This window comes from Sphingobium sp. B8D3A (assembly GCF_025961995.1).
In the GTDB taxonomy this organism is placed as follows: domain Bacteria; phylum Pseudomonadota; class Alphaproteobacteria; order Sphingomonadales; family Sphingomonadaceae; genus Sphingobium.
This window is the reverse complement of record NZ_JAOQOS010000001.1, coordinates 1,614,995-1,630,773: the sequence shown is the minus strand read 5'-3', so window position 1 is coordinate 1,630,773 and position 15,779 is coordinate 1,614,995. Positions and strand designations below refer to the sequence as shown.

Here is a 15,779-nt window from a genome sequence, read left to right as displayed (position 1 = left end):
GGGAGGCGATCAGCCCAATGCCTTCTTGATCAACTCGTTGACCATCTGCGGATTGGCCTTGCCCTGCATGGCCTTCATCGTCTGACCGACGAAGAAGCCGAACAGCGCTTCCTTTCCAGCCTTATACTGTTCGACCTTATCGGCATTGTCGGCGAGAATCTTCGCAACGACCGCCTCGATCGCACCAGTATCCGTGGTCTGCTTGAGGCCGCGCTTCTCGACAATTTCGGCAGGCGCTTCGCCGGTCTCCAGCATAATCTCGAACACCTGCTTGGCGATGCTGCCCGAAATCGTGCCATCGGCCACCAGGGCGAGCAATTCCGCGCCGCGCTCCGGGTTGACCGGGCTGTCCTCAAGCGTCTTGCCGAGGCGATTGAGCGCACCGTAAAGCTCGGAGAGCAGCCAGTTGGCGCTGGCCTTGGCCACCTCACCTTCGCTCTTCTTCTGGATGCGCGCGCTTTCCGCGAGCAGAGCCTCGAACCAGCGGGCCGTTTCCGCTTCGGCAGTCAACACGCGGGCATTGTAATCGGAGAGCCCCAGTACCTCGACATAGCGGGTGCGCTTGGCATCCGGCAGTTCGGGCAGCGAGTGCAGGCAATCCTCGATGAAGCTGTCCTCCAGCACCAGCGGGAGCAGGTCGGGGTCCGGGAAGTAGCGATAATCATGCGCGTCTTCCTTGGAGCGCATCGAGCGCGTCGTGCCGGTATCCGGGTTAAACAGGCGGGTTTCCTGCACGATCCGCCCGCCGCCTTCGATTACGTCGACCTGGCGCTGGGCTTCATATTCGATGGTCTGCATGACGAAGCGCACGGAATTGACGTTCTTCGTCTCGGTCCGCGTCCCGAATTCCTCGCCGGGCTTGCGCACGGAGACGTTCACGTCCGCGCGCATAGAGCCTTCCTCCATATTGCCATCGCACGAGCCGACATAGCGCAGGATCGCGCGCAGCTTGCGCAGATAGGCCCCGGCCTCGGCAGGCGAGCGCATGTCCGGGCGGCTGACGATCTCCATCAGCGCCACACCCGAGCGATTGAGATCGACATAGGAGCGCGTCGGATGCTGATCGTGCATCAGCTTGCCGGCATCCTGCTCGACATGGATGCGCTCGATGCCAATGGCCTTGTCGGCGGGAATGCCGGCCTTCTCGTCGGCTTCGATCGTCAGCGAACCTTCGCCGACAAGCGGATGATAAAGCTGGGAAATCTGGTAGCCCTGCGGCAAGTCCGCATAGAAATAATTCTTCCGGTCGAACCGGCTCCACTTGTTGATCTGCGCATTGATCGCAAGGCCGGTGCGCACTGCCTGACGGATGCACTCGCGATTGGGCACCGGCAGCATGCCGGGCATCGCGGCATCGACAAGGCTCACCTGCGTGTTCGGCTCCGCGCCGAAGGCCGTCGCCGCGCCGGAGAACAGCTTGGCCTGGCTCACCACCTGGGCATGGACCTCAAGGCCGATGACGACCTCCCAGTCCCCGGTGGCGCCACGAATGCGATAGCTCGTCTCAGTCATTCTTCAGTCCTTACAGTATTCCCGCGAAGGCAGGAATCCAGGGGAGTGCAGCACCTGGCTGCCCTGGGCTCCTGCCTGCGCAGGAGCACGAAACACTTACCACCACGCCTCAGGCCGGGCGGTAAAGCCCGCCCGTTGCTCGATGGCAAAGCCGGCATTCAGCACGGATTGCTCATCGAAAGCCGGGCCGATGATCTGCAGGCCGAGCGGCAGCCCATCCTTGCTGAGCCCGCCGGGCACGGACATGGCGGGGAGACCCGCCAGCGAGGCCGGCACCGCGAACACGTCGTTCAGATACATTTTCAGCGGATCGTCGACATTTTCGCCGAGGCCAAAGGCTGCGCTGGGCGCAGTGGGCGCAAGGATGACGTCGCAGGCCTCGAAAGCCTTGGCGAAATCCTGCGCAATCAGCGCCCGCACCTTCTGCGCCTGCGTGTAATAGGCATCGTAGAAGCCCGCCGAGAGCACATAGGTGCCGATGATGATGCGGCGCTTGACCTCGGGGCCGAAGCCGGCAGCGCGCGTCGCGGCATACATATCCTGCAGGTTCGCGCCATCGGGCAGATCGCGCAGGCCATAGCGCACGCCATCATAGCGCGCGAGATTAGACGAGGCTTCCGCTGGGGCGATGATGTAATAAGCCGGCAGGGCATATTTGCTGTGCGGCAGCGAGACCTCGACGATCTCGGCGCCGGCATCCTTCAGCCAGGCAATGCCATCGTCCCACACCCGCGCCACATCGGCATCGAGGCCCTCGACGCGATATTCCTTGGGAATGCCGATGCGCTTGCCCTTGAGATCGCTGGATAATCCAGCTTCCCACTGCGGCACCGGCAGGTTGAGCGATGTGGAGTCCTTCGCGTCGAAGCCCGCCATATTCTCGAGCAGGATCGCGCAGTCGCGCACGTCCTGCGCCATCGGCCCGGCCTGATCGAGCGAGCTGGCAAAGGCGATGATGCCCCAGCGCGAGCAGCGGCCATAGGTCGGCTTGATGCCGGAAATGCCGGTGAAGGCCGCCGGCTGGCGGATCGAACCGCCGGTATCCGTGCCGGTCGCCGCCGGGCAGAGCCGCGCGGCAATCGCCGCCGAGCTGCCGCCCGAGGAACCGCCCGGTGCCAGCGAGGCATTGCTGCCATCATTGCGGCGCCAGGGCGAAATCACATTGCCGAAATAGCTCGTCTCGTTGGACGACCCCATGGCGAACTGATCGAGATTGAGCTTGCCGAGCATCCCCGCGCCGGCATCCCACAGCTTCTGCGAGACGGTGGACTCGTAGGTCGGCGTGAAGCCTTCCAGCATGTGGCTGGCGGCGGTCGTCTGCACGCCCTCGGTGCAGAACAGGTCCTTCATGCCGATGGGCACGCCGGAAAGCGGCTTGAGCGTGCCGGCGGCGCGGTCCTTGTCCGCCTGATCGGCAGCAGCCAGCGCATGCTCGGGCGTCTCGACGATGAAGGCGTTGAGCGCCTTGGCGGCGGCGACGTTGGCGTTGAACGCCTCGGCGACTTCCCGCGCGGAGAAGTCACCAGCACGGAAGCCATCGCGGATCTGCGCGACAGTGAGGTTGGTCAGATCGGTCATTATTCGATCACCTTCGGCACCGCGAAAAAGCCATGTTCGGCCTGAGGCGCATTGGCCAGCACCTTGTCGCGGACATTGCCGTCGGTCACGGCGTCCTCGCGCAGGCGCAGCGTGTTGGGGATGACGGCGGTCATCGGCTCGACGCCGGTCACGTCCACCTCGCCCAGCTGCTCCACCCAGTGGAGAATGCCGTTGAGTTCGGGCACCAGCGCCTGCGCTTCATCCTCGCTGACAGCGAGGCGCGCGAGGCTGGCGATCTTTTTTACGGTTGTCAGGTCTACGCTCATGGGAGCGCGCGCTAGCACTGGCTCCGGCGGTCATCAAGGCGCTTCCGCCGTTTCGGCCCCATTGGTGGCCGTCGACAGCGGTTCGCCGACCGGTTCGCCACCGATGTAGAGTTGTCGCGCCATCACGGGGCGGAGGTCGACGGCGCCGGCGCGGATCTGCGCCACCATCCGGCGGGCGGCATCGCCCTGGGCGAGATAGCGGCTCTCATTGGTCCATTCGCCATTCTCCTGTCGGATGAGGCGCACGGTTGGGGCACAATCGCCGCATTCCGGGGCGGGCAGCTTCACTACGATCGCCAGATCCTCGCCCGGCACATAATGCAGCAGGCACGGGCCGGTCTCCTCGCAGGCATCATATTGCACCAGCCGCTTGCGCAGCGCTGGCGGCAATTCGACCGGGATGGGCAGGATCGTCAGCCGCTCGTCCAGCAATTCGCCACTGCGCGCGGCGACGACCATAGGCGGCATGGCCCAGCGGTCGGTCAGCTTCATCGTCTCGGCGGCATGACGGCGGATCGTCGCGTCTGCCGAGCCACTCGCCAGCCGTCGAATCGCGGCACGCCCCTCCGGCCCGAAATCGAACCACAAGGCACGGTAATCGAACTTGTCCGGCGCCACCTGCCCGCCCGCGAGGCGCTGGAGCTGGTGCGCAGTCGCGATCCGCTCGAAGCCGAAGATCGGCGTGGAGAGCAGTAGCGCAATACCGGCGATCACGAATACGAGCATGCGATTGGTCCGCCGCAGCCGCGCAAACCAGCCACGTGCACCGAGGATGGCGACGGCATAGGCAATGGCGGTGATGCTCGCCACGACCAGAAAGGCCAGCGCCCACAGCCGTTCCGGCGTCAGGCCATGTTGATGGATGCGCAGTCCCGAGGAGAAGACCGCAATACCCACCATCGGCAGCAGGAACAGGCCGAGCGCCGCCGCGCTGGCACCCAGCAACACCGAGCGGGTTTCCTCAAGCGCCGTATCGCCCACCACCGCATTGGCGAGAAACAGCGCCAGCACCGCTCCGGCCAGCATGATCGGCGTCGTGCCGCCCGTCGCCCAGAGCGGAGCCAGGCCGGTGACAGGCAAGGCCGCCAGAAAGATGCCGATCGCCAGCGCCACCACCGGCGCCAGCACGCGCAGCACCAGCATGGCCACGCGCTGCAAGGCGGCGATGATCGCCCCGCGATCCTGCAACAACCCGAGCGCCGCGCCGAAAGCCGCCCCGCACAGCATGGCGACCACAGCAGACTCGCGCAGCGCATCGCGCAGGAAGGGGAGCTTCACCAGCATGAACATCTGCGCCAGCAAATGCGCGATGCCGAAGCTGAGCAGCATGAACAGCGCGCTGGCGCCGATCAGCAGCGCATTCGTCCACAAATGGCCGTGAACATCCTCATAATGAATAGCCTGGCGCGACCATGCCCGCACCGCGCGGGGCGACACGCCGGCCGGCGCAGAGGGCGCGCCGCCGGCCAGACTGCGGTCCTGCGCTGCCTGAAACAGCACCAGCAGCGCAGCCGCCGCGATGGCGCCGCAGACGAGATGCCAGAGATCGACGCTCGATCCGTGGCCGGGCACCCCGTTCCACAGAAAGACGCCGCCGCCAATGAGGCCGCAGATCAGTGCCACGACAAGAGCCGCGACCGGTCGCCGCCGGCGCCAACCGAGGCCAAAGGCGAGTGCGGCGGTCGAAAGGAACATGGGCAGCGCCGCGATCACCCGCCGCAGAAACTCTGGCTCGATGGGCGCGGGATCGGAAAACCGGTCGATGGCCAGACCGACAAGCGCGCCGAGCACACACAGCACCCAGGTGCGCAGCGGCCATACCGTCTGCGCCGTCGATGCGTTGCTGGCCATCATCCTGCTCCCCGCCGCGTCCGTTCCTGAACCGGTCCGACCTATCACGATCCGCCCGCAAGGCAAATTGGACCTTCGCCTGTTGGACCTTCGCCAGCTGCCTTCGCTTGCCTCGCGGAACCCAAGCGGGCATGAGCCATGCCACTACCCAGCTTGCCACAGAGATGGAGTCGTGCCCCTTTGGCCCGGAAGTTCCTGTATGTCGTCGCGTTTTTCACAGCCCTGGCAATCGCGGGAATGATCGCCTTCTCCTTCTTCGGCCCCCGGCTGATGCAGAGCGCACTGGTGCCGCATGTCGGGTTCAGCGAGCCGCCCGCCCTCCCCGCCAATTTCTATGCGGGCAGCGATGGATGGATCAGCCGGCCGGACGGGCGCCGCGACGATCCCGCTCGCTGGCAACCGGCCACGAAGCTTGCCGAGGCGGCGCCAGCGCAGAAAGCGGCGATCTTCTTCGTCCACCCCACCAGCTCGTTCGAAACGCTCCACTGGAACGCGCCGATCAACGACCGCATCGCAAAAGCGCAGGCCGCGCGGTTCGTGCGCATTCAGGCCAGCGCTTTCGCGGCGGCGGGCGATATCTGGGCGCCGCGCTACCGGCAGGCCGTGTTCGGTGCCTTCCTCACCGAAAAGGCAGACGCCGCGCTGGCGCTTGAGCGAGCCTATGCGGACGTGAAGGCCGCCTTCGCGCAGTTCCTCGCCGCCAATCCGCAACGGCCGATCATTCTCGCCGCCCATAGCCAGGGCAGTCGCCACCTGCTGCGGCTGCTCCATGAGGAGGCCGGCAACAGTGCGCTCAAGGCGCGGCTGGTCGCGGCCTATGTCGTCGGCTGGCCAGTCTCCGTGGAGCATGATCTGCCAGCGCTGGGCCTGCCGGCTTGCACCGGACCCGGTACGACCGGCTGCGTGCTAAGCTGGCAAAGCTTCGCTGCGCCGGCAGACACCTCCGCTGTGGAAGCCACGTTCGACCGCGAGCGCGGACTGGACGGCCAATCGCGCGCCGTGTCGGCAATGCTGTGCACCAATCCGCTCAATGGCGGCGCGGCGCCCGATGCGCCTGGTGATACCAATCTGGGCGTGTTGCGCGGCGATGGCGAGGCGGCGTCGACCGTGCTGCTCACGCCCGGCGAGATCGGCGCGCGCTGCGCTGGCCGTGGCTTCCTGATGCTGGACAGCGCGCCCAAGCTCGGCACCTTCGTGCTCCCGGGCAACAATTACCACGTCTACGACTATCCCCTGTTCTGGGCGAACATCCGTGCCGATGCGCTCGGCCGACTGGCGGCATGGCACCGCTGATGGTCGGGGAAACGCTGATCACGCTCGACAAGGCGTCCTTCGCGCAGGCGCTACCGGCTGGCGGACGCCTGCTCGGCATGGACCTTGGCACCCAGACCATCGGCCTTGCCCTGTGCGATGCCGGCTGGAGCATTGCCAGCCCCGCCCATACGCACAAGCGCGGCAAGTTCAGCAAGGACCGGGACGTGCTCGCCCAGTTCATCGCCCAGCAGTCGGTCAAGGGCCTCGTCATCGGCCTGCCGCTCAATATGGATGGCAGCGAGAGCCCGCGCAGCCAGGCTGCACGCGCCTTTGCCCGCAACATCGCCGTGCTCGGCCTGCCGGTGCTGCTGTGGGACGAGCGCTGGTCCACCATCGCCGCCGAGCGAGCGATGATCGCGCAGGACATGAGCCGGGCCAAGCGCGCCGAGAAGATCGATGCGCACGCCGCCGCCCTCATCCTGCAAGGGGCCATTGACGGCCTGACGATGGGCTGACCGGCGCATGACGGAAACGCACATCGTCTGGGGCTGGCTGGTGCTGATCAACCTCATCACCCTCGCCGCCTTTCGCCATGACAAGCAGCGCGCGATTGCCGGTGGCCCGCGCGTCCGCGAGCGCGATCTTCTGACTCTGGCCGCGATCGGCGGGACGATCGGCGCCTGGCTCGCGATGCGCATCTTCCGGCACAAGACGCGCAAGCGGGACTTCTCCCGCGCGCTGTTCCTCATCGCCGCCGCGCAGTGCGCGCTGATCATCCTGCTCGATCTCAACGTCTGGACGCCCTCCGCCTGACACATCAGCGCTTGAGTCCGCCCCGCCGCTCCACTAACGAGGCGCTTTAATGACACTATCGCCCTCTCCCGTCACCGGCCTCATCGGCCGGGACAATTTCCCGCACCGGCATCTGGTGGGAATCGCCAATCTGGCGCCGCATGAAATCCGCTTCTTGCTGGATGAAGCCGAGCAATGGGCCTCGCTCAACCGCGCCGGCAGCCGCAAGCATGACGGGCGCCTCGCCGGCCTCACGCAGATGAACGCCTTTTTCGAGAACAGCACGCGCACGCTGCTCTCCTTCGAGGTGGCAGGCAAGCGGCTGGGCGCGGACGTGGTGAACATGCACGCCGCCCAATCGAGCGTGAAAAAGGGCGAGACGCTGATCGACACCGCCGTGACGCTCAACTCGATGCGCGCCGACGTTATGGTGATCCGCCATATGAGCTCGGGCGCCGTGCAACTGATCGCCGACATGGTGGATTGCCCGGTGCTCAACGCCGGCGATGGCCGCCACGAGCATCCGACGCAGGCGCTGCTCGATGCGCTGACCATAAGGCGGCGCAAGGGCAGCTTCGAGGGGCTGATCGTCACCATCTGTGGCGATATTCTCCACAGCCGCGTCGCCCGCTCCAACATGCTCTGCCTCACGGCCTTGGGCGCGCAAGTGCGTGTCTGCGCGCCGCCGACGCTGATGCCCCCGGCGGTGGAGCGCTATCGGGTCACGCCGTTCCATGATTTCAACGCCGCGCTGGATGGCGCGGATGTGGTGATGATGCTGCGCATTCAGAATGAGCGGATGGACGGGGCCTTCATCCCCTCGGCCCGCGAATTTCACGCGCTCTATGGCCTCACGCCCGAGCGGCTGAAGCGCGCCAAGCCGGACGCGATCATCATGCACCCCGGCCCGATGAACCGGGGCGTGGAAATCGTGAGCAGCGTGGCGGACGATCCGGATCGCTCGGCGATCACCGAGCAGGTCGAGATGGGGGTCGCTATGCGCATGGCCTGCCTCGATGTCCTCACCCGCACAGCCCGGGGAGTCGAAGGATGGGCCTGACCGCGATCATCAACGCACGCCTGTGCGATCCGACCGCCAGCGCCCTCTCCGAAGGCACGCTGCTCGTTGAAGACGCGGCGATCGCAGCGGTCGGCGTGGTAAAGGTGCCTGACGGCGCCGAAATCGTCGATGCCAAGGGCATGATCCTCGCGCCGGGCATCATCGATCTGGGCGTGTTCCGCACCGACAAGCCGGCCTTCCACTTCGCCGGCATCACCCGCGCCGCGCTGATGCCGGACCAGTCGCCCGTTCTCGATGAGCCGGGGCTGATCCAGCACGCCGCTCGGGCCGGCAAGCCGGACTTCTGGGTACATCCGCTCGGCGCCGCGACGCGCGGGCTGGAGGGGCGCGAACTGGCGGAAATGGCGCTGATGAAGTCTGCTGGCGCCCGCGCCATCGCGACCGGCCGGCGCTGGATAGCCGACTCGGGCGTGATGCTGCGCGTCCTGCATTATGCCGCTGCGCTCGACCTGGTGGTCATTACCCATTCCGAGGATGGCGGCCTGACGGCCAATGCCGTGGCGACGGATGGCGAAACGGCCTCGCGCCTCGGCCTGCCCAGCGCCCCCGCCAGCGCCGAAGCGATGGCCATTGCGCGGGATATCGCGCTGGCGCGGGAGGCGGGCGCACGCCTGCATGTCCGCCTCGTCACCACTGCGGCCGGCTTCGCGCTCATTCGCGCGGCCAAGGCTGAAGGGTTGAAGGTGACCTGCGGCACCAGCCCCTCCTACCTCTTCCTCAACGATGCGGCGGTGAGCGATTTCCGCACCTTCGCGCGGCTCTCCCCGCCCCTGCGCGATGAGCGGGATCGGCTTGCGACGATCGAGGCGGTCGCGGATGGCACTGTCGACGTGCTATGCTCGGGCCACGATCCGCGCGGCCCGGAAGACAAGCGCCTGCCCTTTGCGGACGCCCTGCCCGGCATCGCCGGCGCCGAGACGCTGCTGCCGCTTGCCCTCAATCTGGTGCGTGAAGGCAAGATCACTGAGACGCGGATGATGGCCCTGCTCGCGGCCAATCCCGCCGCAATCCTCGGCCTCGACGCGGGACGGCTGGCGCCGGGCGCGCCGGCGGACCTCATCCTCATCGCACCTGACACACCCTGGATCGTCGATTCGGCCAAAATGGCAGCAGCGGCCGGCAATACGCCGTTCGACAAGCTCCCGGTTCAGGGCCGTGCGCGGATGATCATGAAAGGCGGCGTGATCCGCTGAGCGGATCGCCCACCGCCCCATCACCGCGATGCGAATTGCGACCCGCCGGCCGAGGCGCCGGCGCGCGCCGTGCGCGATGCATTGCTGTCATCGCGGCGCACGTAACAAGCCTGCCCCTCGCCGCGCAAAGTCTGGCACAGGGAACCGGCCGCGCCCCGGCTGGCAAAGCCACCCACCGCCACGCGATGGAAAGTGCGCCCATTGACGCTCGCGGCGGTGACGATCTCGCGATAGCCAGCCAGACGCGGGTTGCGGCGCATGTCCTGCCACTTCACTCGCGCCATCGTTGCGCTGTCAAAGGCGCCGAGCTGGATCACCCAGTCACCCGAAGCACGGCCTGGCCTGGCCGCCAGGATCGGCACCGCGCGAGACGCGGCGGCGATCTTCACCCCCATCGACGGGCTGGATGCAGCAGGCGCAAAGGCAATCTGAGCGATGTTGGGCGCCCTTGGCGCTGGCTGCAGGACCAGCAAAGGCGCTGCTGAGAGAATCTCAGCGGACGGCCCGCCAAAGGTTGGGTTCGCCGAGGACGCGACGGGAGGATTGGCTTTTGCCGGGGCAGCCGGGTCTGAGGACCGGCTCGAGGGCGGGATCGCGACCGATTGAACGGCGGGTGCTGCGCGCTCAGTATCGGCCGCTACCGCAGGTTCAGCCCCTTCAGCCCCTTCAGCCACCTTCGCTAGCGACGGGACGACAGCCTTTGGAGGTGCCAGTTCCGCAACGGCGGGAAGCTCGAAGCTGCGCAGCGCGAGGCGAGACGGCATCCCGGCATCGTCGGCACGGGGCGCAACCCCAGTCAGGGCAGCCACCCGCGCGCCGGGTTCAGCCTGCGCCACGGCCTGAGACCAGCGCCCGATGCGCTGCTCGGCCTCTTTGGCGGACAGATCCTGCCCGGCGATCAGCCGTGCCTGCCCCCAGGCGCCACCCAGCGCCAAGGCAAAGGCGAGGTTCTGCCGCGTCTGTGCCGAGGCGTCAGGTTGGCGCGCGGCGTAAACGAGCGCGCGCACGCCCTCCTGCACGTCGCCAGCCATGGCCATGGCGAGACCGTAGTCCGAGGCCGGCAGCGTGGCAGCGTTGTCGGCGAGCAAAGCCTGCGCCGTGCTGTCGTTGCCCAGCGCGGTCTCGCACAGGGCCAGACTGATGATCGTGCGGACATCGCTGTTGCCCAGCGCCATGGCGTCCGTGAACGCCGCCTGTGCCGAGCGATAGCGGCCATTGGCAAGATAGGCACGGCCCAGCAAGACGCGATGGTCTGCAGTAGCCGGTTCGGCGGCGACCAGCGCCTCGGCTAGGTCGAGCGCATGGGCGAACTTGCGATCCGCGAGCGCTAACTCGATCTTGGGCGAAAGTTGCACAACCGAGGGCATTGCGCGCGCGCTATGGGACTGGAGGCCGAGTTGCGCGCAGCCGCCCAGCGCCACACTGGAGAGCGCCACCGTCACCAGCAGCAAAGGCATTTTTACCGAGCGTGCCATATGCCTCACGCCTCCGGTCCCGAGCTGGCTTCAATCTCTTCGGCGAGCGCCTGCACATGCGCGTCGGCGGCAATCATCTGGTCCAGCGCCTCGATGAGAAGCTGCTGGGCAGAGCGCTTCGAGACCGCGCTCAGCAAGCGCAGGCGCAGGTGCCTCTCGCTATCGATCCGCAGCGTGAACGCCGCCTTGCGCCCGACGCCCGCCAGACTGGCCGGGCGCTTGGACGGAACCTTCGGCGGCGTGACGCGCAGGCTGATTTGCTCGGCGAGGGCCAGCATCTGCTGCTTGGCCGGGGAGATCGGCGCCGGATCGCTCTCAGCCACGGACACATTGGCGTTGATCGGCACCGCAGCGTCCGTCCCGGTGGCCAGCGCTGTCATGTGAGGGGCAGCGCCCTCCCCCATGTCATTCCAGCCAAGGTCATCATGGACGGTCGGGGCGCTCGAAAGACCCGGCAGCGCCGGGCGACGCATGGCCGGGCGCGCAGTGCCCCGCCGCGCGAGTAGGCTCGCCGTCAGCGATGCCGCAGGGCGCGGCTCGGTCATGGAATTATCGCGATTCATCCCTGCACCACCCGACGCCCGAAGCCCGTCTGGCGCGACATGGCCGCTGCGACATGCGTGGGCGAGAACACTGTCCGCCGGAAATTCCGCTCGAGCCGATCGGCCACATAGCTCCACAGCTGTTCGACTTCCTGCGCCGAGCGCCCCTTGGGATCGAAGTCCATCACCGTGCGCCCGTCGATCATGGAAGAGGCAAAATCGGTGCGCTGGTGAATGGTGACGGGTGCCACCGTGCCATGCTGCGACAGCGCAATCGCGGCTTCCGAGGTGATACGCGCCCGCGGCGTTGCCGCATTGACCACGAAGATGAGTGGCTTGCCGGCGCGCTCGCACAGGTCGACCGTCGCGCCCACGGCACGCAGATCGTGCGGGCTGGGCCGGGTCGGCACCACAATCAGTTCGGCGACGCCGATGACGCTCTGAATGGCCATGGTGATCGCCGGCGGCGTATCGATGACGGCCAGCTTGAAGCCCTGCTGGCGCAGCGCCTCAAGATCGCCGGCGAGACGCGCGACACTTGTCTGGGCAAAGGCGGGATAATCGTCGCTGCGCTCGTTCCACCAATCGGAGAGCGAACCCTGCGGATCGATATCGATGAGGACGACCGGCCCCGCGCCAGCGCGCTGCGCCTGAACCGCAAGATGGCCAGACAGCGTGGTCTTTCCCGAACCGCCCTTCTGAGATGCTAGCGCCAATATCCGCACGACATTCCCCCGCTCGATCATGGATCGGGCAAGGAAATCTCACGCTTCCCTCTAAGATTCGGTTAAGTGCACTGCCCGGCCGGCATAGGCCGCCAGCTGGCTAGCCCGTTACCCACTGCGCCCGAGCGATACCCAGGGCATGCAGCAGGACGCTGAGGTCACCCCGCTCGATGGCGGCATCGGCAGCAGCGCGTGTCTTGGGCTTGGCATGATAGGCAACGCCTAGCCCGGCCGCCTCGATCATCGGAATATCGTTCGCGCCGTCACCGATGGCGATGGACTGCGCGGGCGCCAATCCGTCCTGCTCCACCGCCCTGAGCAGTTCGGCGCGCTTGCGTGCCGCATCGACAATCGGTTCGCCGACCGTGCCGGCGAGCTTGCCGCCCGCGATGTGCAGGGTGTTGGCAATGGCGACATCGAACCCGATCTCCTGCGCCACCGGCTGGGCAAACGGCACGAAGCCACCGGACACCAGGATCGTGCGCGCGCCGCGTGACCGCAGGGTCTGCACCAGCGCCCGCGCGCCGGGCATCAGCCGCACCCGCTCGGCGCGGCAGCGATCGATCATGGTCGCGTCCAGACCCTTGAGCAGCGCGACACGGCCGGTCAGCGCCTGCGCGAAATCCAGTTCCCCGCGCATCGCCCGCTCGGTCACCGCCGCGATTTCTTCCTTGAGGCCGGCATAATCGGCCAGCTCGTCGATGCACTCGACGGTGATCATCGTCGAATCCATATCCGCCACGAACAGACGGCAGTCGCGGTTCGCCGCCGCGAGCACGAACAGGTCGGCGGGCGGCGCCAGCGCTTCCAGCGCGGCGCGTGCGACGGCCCGGTCACCGGCGAAGGGCAGGTCCACAGCCTCACCGGCCTCGATCCAGACCGGCGCGGCGACATCGAGACCCGCCTGGGCCAGTGCATCGCGCGCGGCGGTCACGTCCCCCTGCCCAAGTCCGTCATGCGCGACTAAGGTCGCAATCATGTCCCGTCCGTCCGAAATGCCGCCAGCCATGCCTGATCCTGATTCCCTGCCCGAAATGCGCGACCGGGAGCGGCCGCCGGTGGCGCTTATTGCCGGGCCGACCGCCAGCGGCAAGAGCGCAGTCGCAATGCGGCTCGCGCTGGCGACGGGCGGCATCATCATCAATGCCGATGCCAGCCAGGTCTATGCGGACCTCAATGTGCTGACTGCCCGCCCGCCCGAGGAGGACCTCGCGCAGGCCCCGCACCGCCTCTTTGGCCATATCGACGGCATGGAAGATTGCTCAGCCGCGCGCTGGGCGCAGGAGGCCAAGGCAGAAATCTATGCCACCCATGCACAGGGCGTCCCGGCTATTCTCGTGGGCGGCACCGGGCTTTATCTGCACACGCTGCTGCACGGCATCGCGCCGGTCCCGGCCATCGATCCTGCGATCCGCGAGGCCGTGCGCGCGCTGCCGGTGGCGCAAAGCTATGCCGCGCTGGAACTGGAAGACCCGGTCAGCGCGGCCCGGCTCAATCCGGCGGACACCTCGCGCGTCGCGCGCGCGCTGGAGGTCGTCCGCTCGACCGGGACGCCGCTCCCCCAATGGCAGGCCCGGCGCGAAGGCGGCCTTGCGGGACACATGCGCATTCACGGTGCGGTGGTGATGTTGCCGCGCGAGGTGCTCGCCGAACGCGCCGAGCAACGGCTGGACCTCATGCTGGCGCATGGCGCCATCGAGGAGGTCGAAGCGCTCGTTCGCCGGGACATTCCGCCTGATCGACCGGTGCTGCGCGCACTCGGGGTCCGCGAACTCGCCGCAATGTTGGCGGGCCAAATCGACCTGGCGACAGCGCGGGCGGCCATCCTCCAGCAGACCATCGCCTATCAGAAGCGGCAGCGGACATGGGCTCGGGGCCGGCAAGCCGGCTGGACGACCATCGATCCACAGGCTGAGGTGACCATCGAAGACCTCAACAGCATCGCGCCGGAGGTCCATTAACGGCCGCCTGCTCGCCTGTGCCAAAACCGGACACGGCTTTCGACGTGCGAGATGAACGCTTCAACGCTCTGACAAATGGTATAAAGGCCGTTCATCTTTCGCCATCCCGCACCGACGGAGACCTGTTTCATGCTCAAGCGTTCGTCCCTTGCCATCGCGCTCGGCCTCGCCGCGTTTGCCAGCGCCCCCGCCCTCGCATCCGGCGATGCCGCTGCGGGCCTTGAAGCGCTCAAGAACTATAATCTCATCGTGCTGGGTGACGTGAACCTGAAGCATGATGTCGAGGGCAAGATGCTGGTCGGCGGCAACCTGACCGGCGCGAGCCAAGTCGGCATCGGCAATTCGAGCCAGGGCCAGACAAAGAATGCCGGTATTCCCGTTCTGACAGTAGGCGGCAATATCTCCAATGCCGATATCAAGGTGCATAACGGATCCAATGGCGGCGTCGGCACCATCGCCAGCGGCGGCAGTGCCTCGGTCGCCGGCAATGTCAGCAACAGCTGGCTGACGATGAACTCGACGCCCCGCACCGTGACGGTCGGCGGCAACTTCACCGGCAGCAATCCCAACATCGGCAATGGCGACGTCTATACGATCGGCGGCAGCTTCTCCGGCGGGACGATCAACCAGAGTGGCGGTACGCTGAATGTCGGCGGCACGGCGTCGGGCAATTTCAACGGCGGCACGCGCAACTTCAATCTCGCCTCCGGCAATTCCGGCTATGCGGCTTCAGTCTCGGCACCCATCACGGCGACCGTGACCAAGGTCTCCGACGATGTGCGCGCGCTCTCCACCGCGCTCGCCTCGCTCAACATGGCGAGCAACCCGAGCGGCTTCGATATTACCGGCACGGCCATGACGCTGAACGCCGTAGACAATGGCGCCGGCTATGCGCTGTTCTCCTTCAATGCGGCCGACTTCGCATCGATCAACAGCCTGAAGTACAACTTCTCGGGCACGACGCCGGTCATCATCAATGTGTTCGGCACCGATGTGAACCTAGGCTTCAACTCCAACGGCGCAAATCAGGCGAACAACCAGCAGGTCATCTGGAACTTCGTGAACGCAGAGACGCTCAACTTCTCCGGCAACATTTTTCATGGCTCGGTCCTGGCGCCCAGCGCCAGCCTGCTGATCCACACCCCGATCGAAGGTTCGGTCGTGGTCGGGCGCTATACTGATGGCAATGGCGGCGAGATCCACCTCGGCACCTTCAACGGCAACCTCAATCTGGTGCCCGTGCCCGAGCCTTCCACCTGGGCGATGATGATCATGGGCCTGGGCCTGACCGGTCTGGCGATGCGTCGCCGCGCCAAGACCGTCGCCTTCGCCTGACGGCCACGATCTTCATCATCCTTGAAAAGCTGGAACGGCGCTGACTTCGGTCGGCGCCGTTTCCATTTGGGCCGCTGGCGAGAGCATGCCCGTCCAATAAAATGTTGCAAATTTTTCCGTTATTGTAATTTTATTACTCAATGTTGATTTGACACGGCATTTTATAATCAATAGAGACACCAACCTTGTCAGG

15 protein-coding genes are annotated in these 15,779 nt (G+C 66.3%); 7 read left to right on the top strand and 8 right to left on the bottom strand.

What is annotated here, in order from left to right:
• Positions 1 to 9: 9 nt before the first annotated feature.
• The 4 genes from gatB to M2342_RS07445 all read right to left on the bottom strand — a co-directional run bounded on the left by gatB (position 10) and on the right by M2342_RS07445 (position 5,231).
• The gene (gene gatB / locus M2342_RS07460; protein WP_264578627.1) at positions 10 to 1,512 is read right to left on the bottom strand and encodes an Asp-tRNA(Asn)/Glu-tRNA(Gln) amidotransferase subunit GatB; all 1,503 of its coding nucleotides are present in this window, start codon (positions 1,510 to 1,512) and stop codon (positions 10 to 12) included.
• Positions 1,513 to 1,608: 96 nt separating this feature from the next.
• Positions 1,609 to 3,090 (bottom strand): Asp-tRNA(Asn)/Glu-tRNA(Gln) amidotransferase subunit GatA, encoded by a 1,482-nt coding sequence (gene gatA / locus M2342_RS07455; protein ID WP_264578626.1) that lies wholly within the window; start codon positions 3,088 to 3,090, stop codon positions 1,609 to 1,611.
• Positions 3,090 to 3,377: an Asp-tRNA(Asn)/Glu-tRNA(Gln) amidotransferase subunit GatC gene (gatC, locus tag M2342_RS07450; RefSeq protein WP_264572525.1), complete on the bottom strand. Its 288-nt coding sequence runs from the start codon at positions 3,375 to 3,377 to the stop codon at positions 3,090 to 3,092. The genes gatA and gatC overlap by 1 nt, the downstream gene beginning before the upstream one ends.
• A gap of 33 nt (positions 3,378 to 3,410) precedes the next feature.
• On the bottom strand, positions 3,411 to 5,231 hold the full coding sequence (locus M2342_RS07445; RefSeq protein ID WP_264578625.1) for a DUF4153 domain-containing protein: 1,821 nt from the start codon (positions 5,229 to 5,231) through the stop codon (positions 3,411 to 3,413).
• Between the two features lie 177 nt (positions 5,232 to 5,408).
• Between M2342_RS07445 and M2342_RS07440 the strand changes: the two genes are divergently transcribed.
• Genes M2342_RS07440 through M2342_RS07420 form a run of 5 tightly spaced genes read left to right on the top strand, consistent with a single transcriptional unit; the run spans position 5,409 to position 9,548 of the window.
• On the top strand, positions 5,409 to 6,521 hold the full coding sequence (locus M2342_RS07440) for a DUF3089 domain-containing protein (protein WP_264578624.1): 1,113 nt from the start codon (positions 5,409 to 5,411) through the stop codon (positions 6,519 to 6,521).
• The gene (gene ruvX / locus M2342_RS07435; protein WP_264588521.1) at positions 6,521 to 6,997 is read left to right on the top strand and encodes a Holliday junction resolvase RuvX; all 477 of its coding nucleotides are present in this window, start codon (positions 6,521 to 6,523) and stop codon (positions 6,995 to 6,997) included. The genes M2342_RS07440 and ruvX overlap by 1 nt, the downstream gene beginning before the upstream one ends.
• A 7-nt stretch (positions 6,998 to 7,004) precedes the next feature.
• The gene (locus tag M2342_RS07430; protein WP_264578622.1) at positions 7,005 to 7,295 is read left to right on the top strand and encodes a DUF1294 domain-containing protein; all 291 of its coding nucleotides are present in this window, start codon (positions 7,005 to 7,007) and stop codon (positions 7,293 to 7,295) included.
• A gap of 49 nt (positions 7,296 to 7,344) precedes the next feature.
• Positions 7,345 to 8,334 (top strand): aspartate carbamoyltransferase catalytic subunit, encoded by a 990-nt coding sequence (locus tag M2342_RS07425; protein WP_264578621.1) that lies wholly within the window; start codon positions 7,345 to 7,347, stop codon positions 8,332 to 8,334.
• Entirely contained in the window at positions 8,325 to 9,548 is a 1,224-nt protein-coding gene (locus M2342_RS07420; RefSeq protein WP_264578620.1) for a dihydroorotase, read from the top strand. Before M2342_RS07425 ends, M2342_RS07420 begins: the two co-directional genes overlap by 10 nt.
• Before the next feature lie 20 nt (positions 9,549 to 9,568).
• Here the strand turns inward: M2342_RS07420 and M2342_RS07415 are convergent, their stop codons facing one another.
• From M2342_RS07415 to serB, 4 genes are all read right to left on the bottom strand, one after another.
• Entirely contained in the window at positions 9,569 to 11,023 is a 1,455-nt protein-coding gene (locus M2342_RS07415; protein ID WP_264578619.1) for an SPOR domain-containing protein, read from the bottom strand.
• Between the two features lie 5 nt (positions 11,024 to 11,028).
• Positions 11,029 to 11,586, bottom strand: coding sequence for a hypothetical protein (locus M2342_RS07410; protein WP_264578618.1), 558 nt, complete (start codon positions 11,584 to 11,586; stop codon positions 11,029 to 11,031).
• Complete coding sequence (locus M2342_RS07405; protein WP_181561377.1) at positions 11,583 to 12,290, bottom strand: ParA family protein; 708 nt, start codon at positions 12,288 to 12,290, stop codon at positions 11,583 to 11,585. Before M2342_RS07405 ends, M2342_RS07410 begins: the two co-directional genes overlap by 4 nt.
• 100 nt (positions 12,291 to 12,390) lie before the next feature.
• Positions 12,391 to 13,299 (bottom strand): phosphoserine phosphatase SerB, encoded by a 909-nt coding sequence (gene serB / locus M2342_RS07400; protein WP_264578617.1) that lies wholly within the window; start codon positions 13,297 to 13,299, stop codon positions 12,391 to 12,393.
• Here serB and miaA point away from each other — a divergent pair.
• Positions 13,298 to 14,251 carry a tRNA (adenosine(37)-N6)-dimethylallyltransferase MiaA gene (miaA, locus tag M2342_RS07395; RefSeq protein WP_264578616.1) on the top strand — a complete coding sequence of 318 codons (954 nt, stop codon included), beginning with the start codon at positions 13,298 to 13,300 and terminating at the stop codon, positions 14,249 to 14,251. The genes serB and miaA overlap by 2 nt on opposite strands.
• A gap of 129 nt (positions 14,252 to 14,380) precedes the next feature.
• Positions 14,381 to 15,586, top strand: a complete 1,206-nt coding sequence (locus tag M2342_RS07390; protein WP_264578615.1) for a collagen-binding domain-containing protein — start codon at positions 14,381 to 14,383, stop codon at positions 15,584 to 15,586.
• The last annotated feature ends 193 nt before the right edge of the window (positions 15,587 to 15,779 follow it).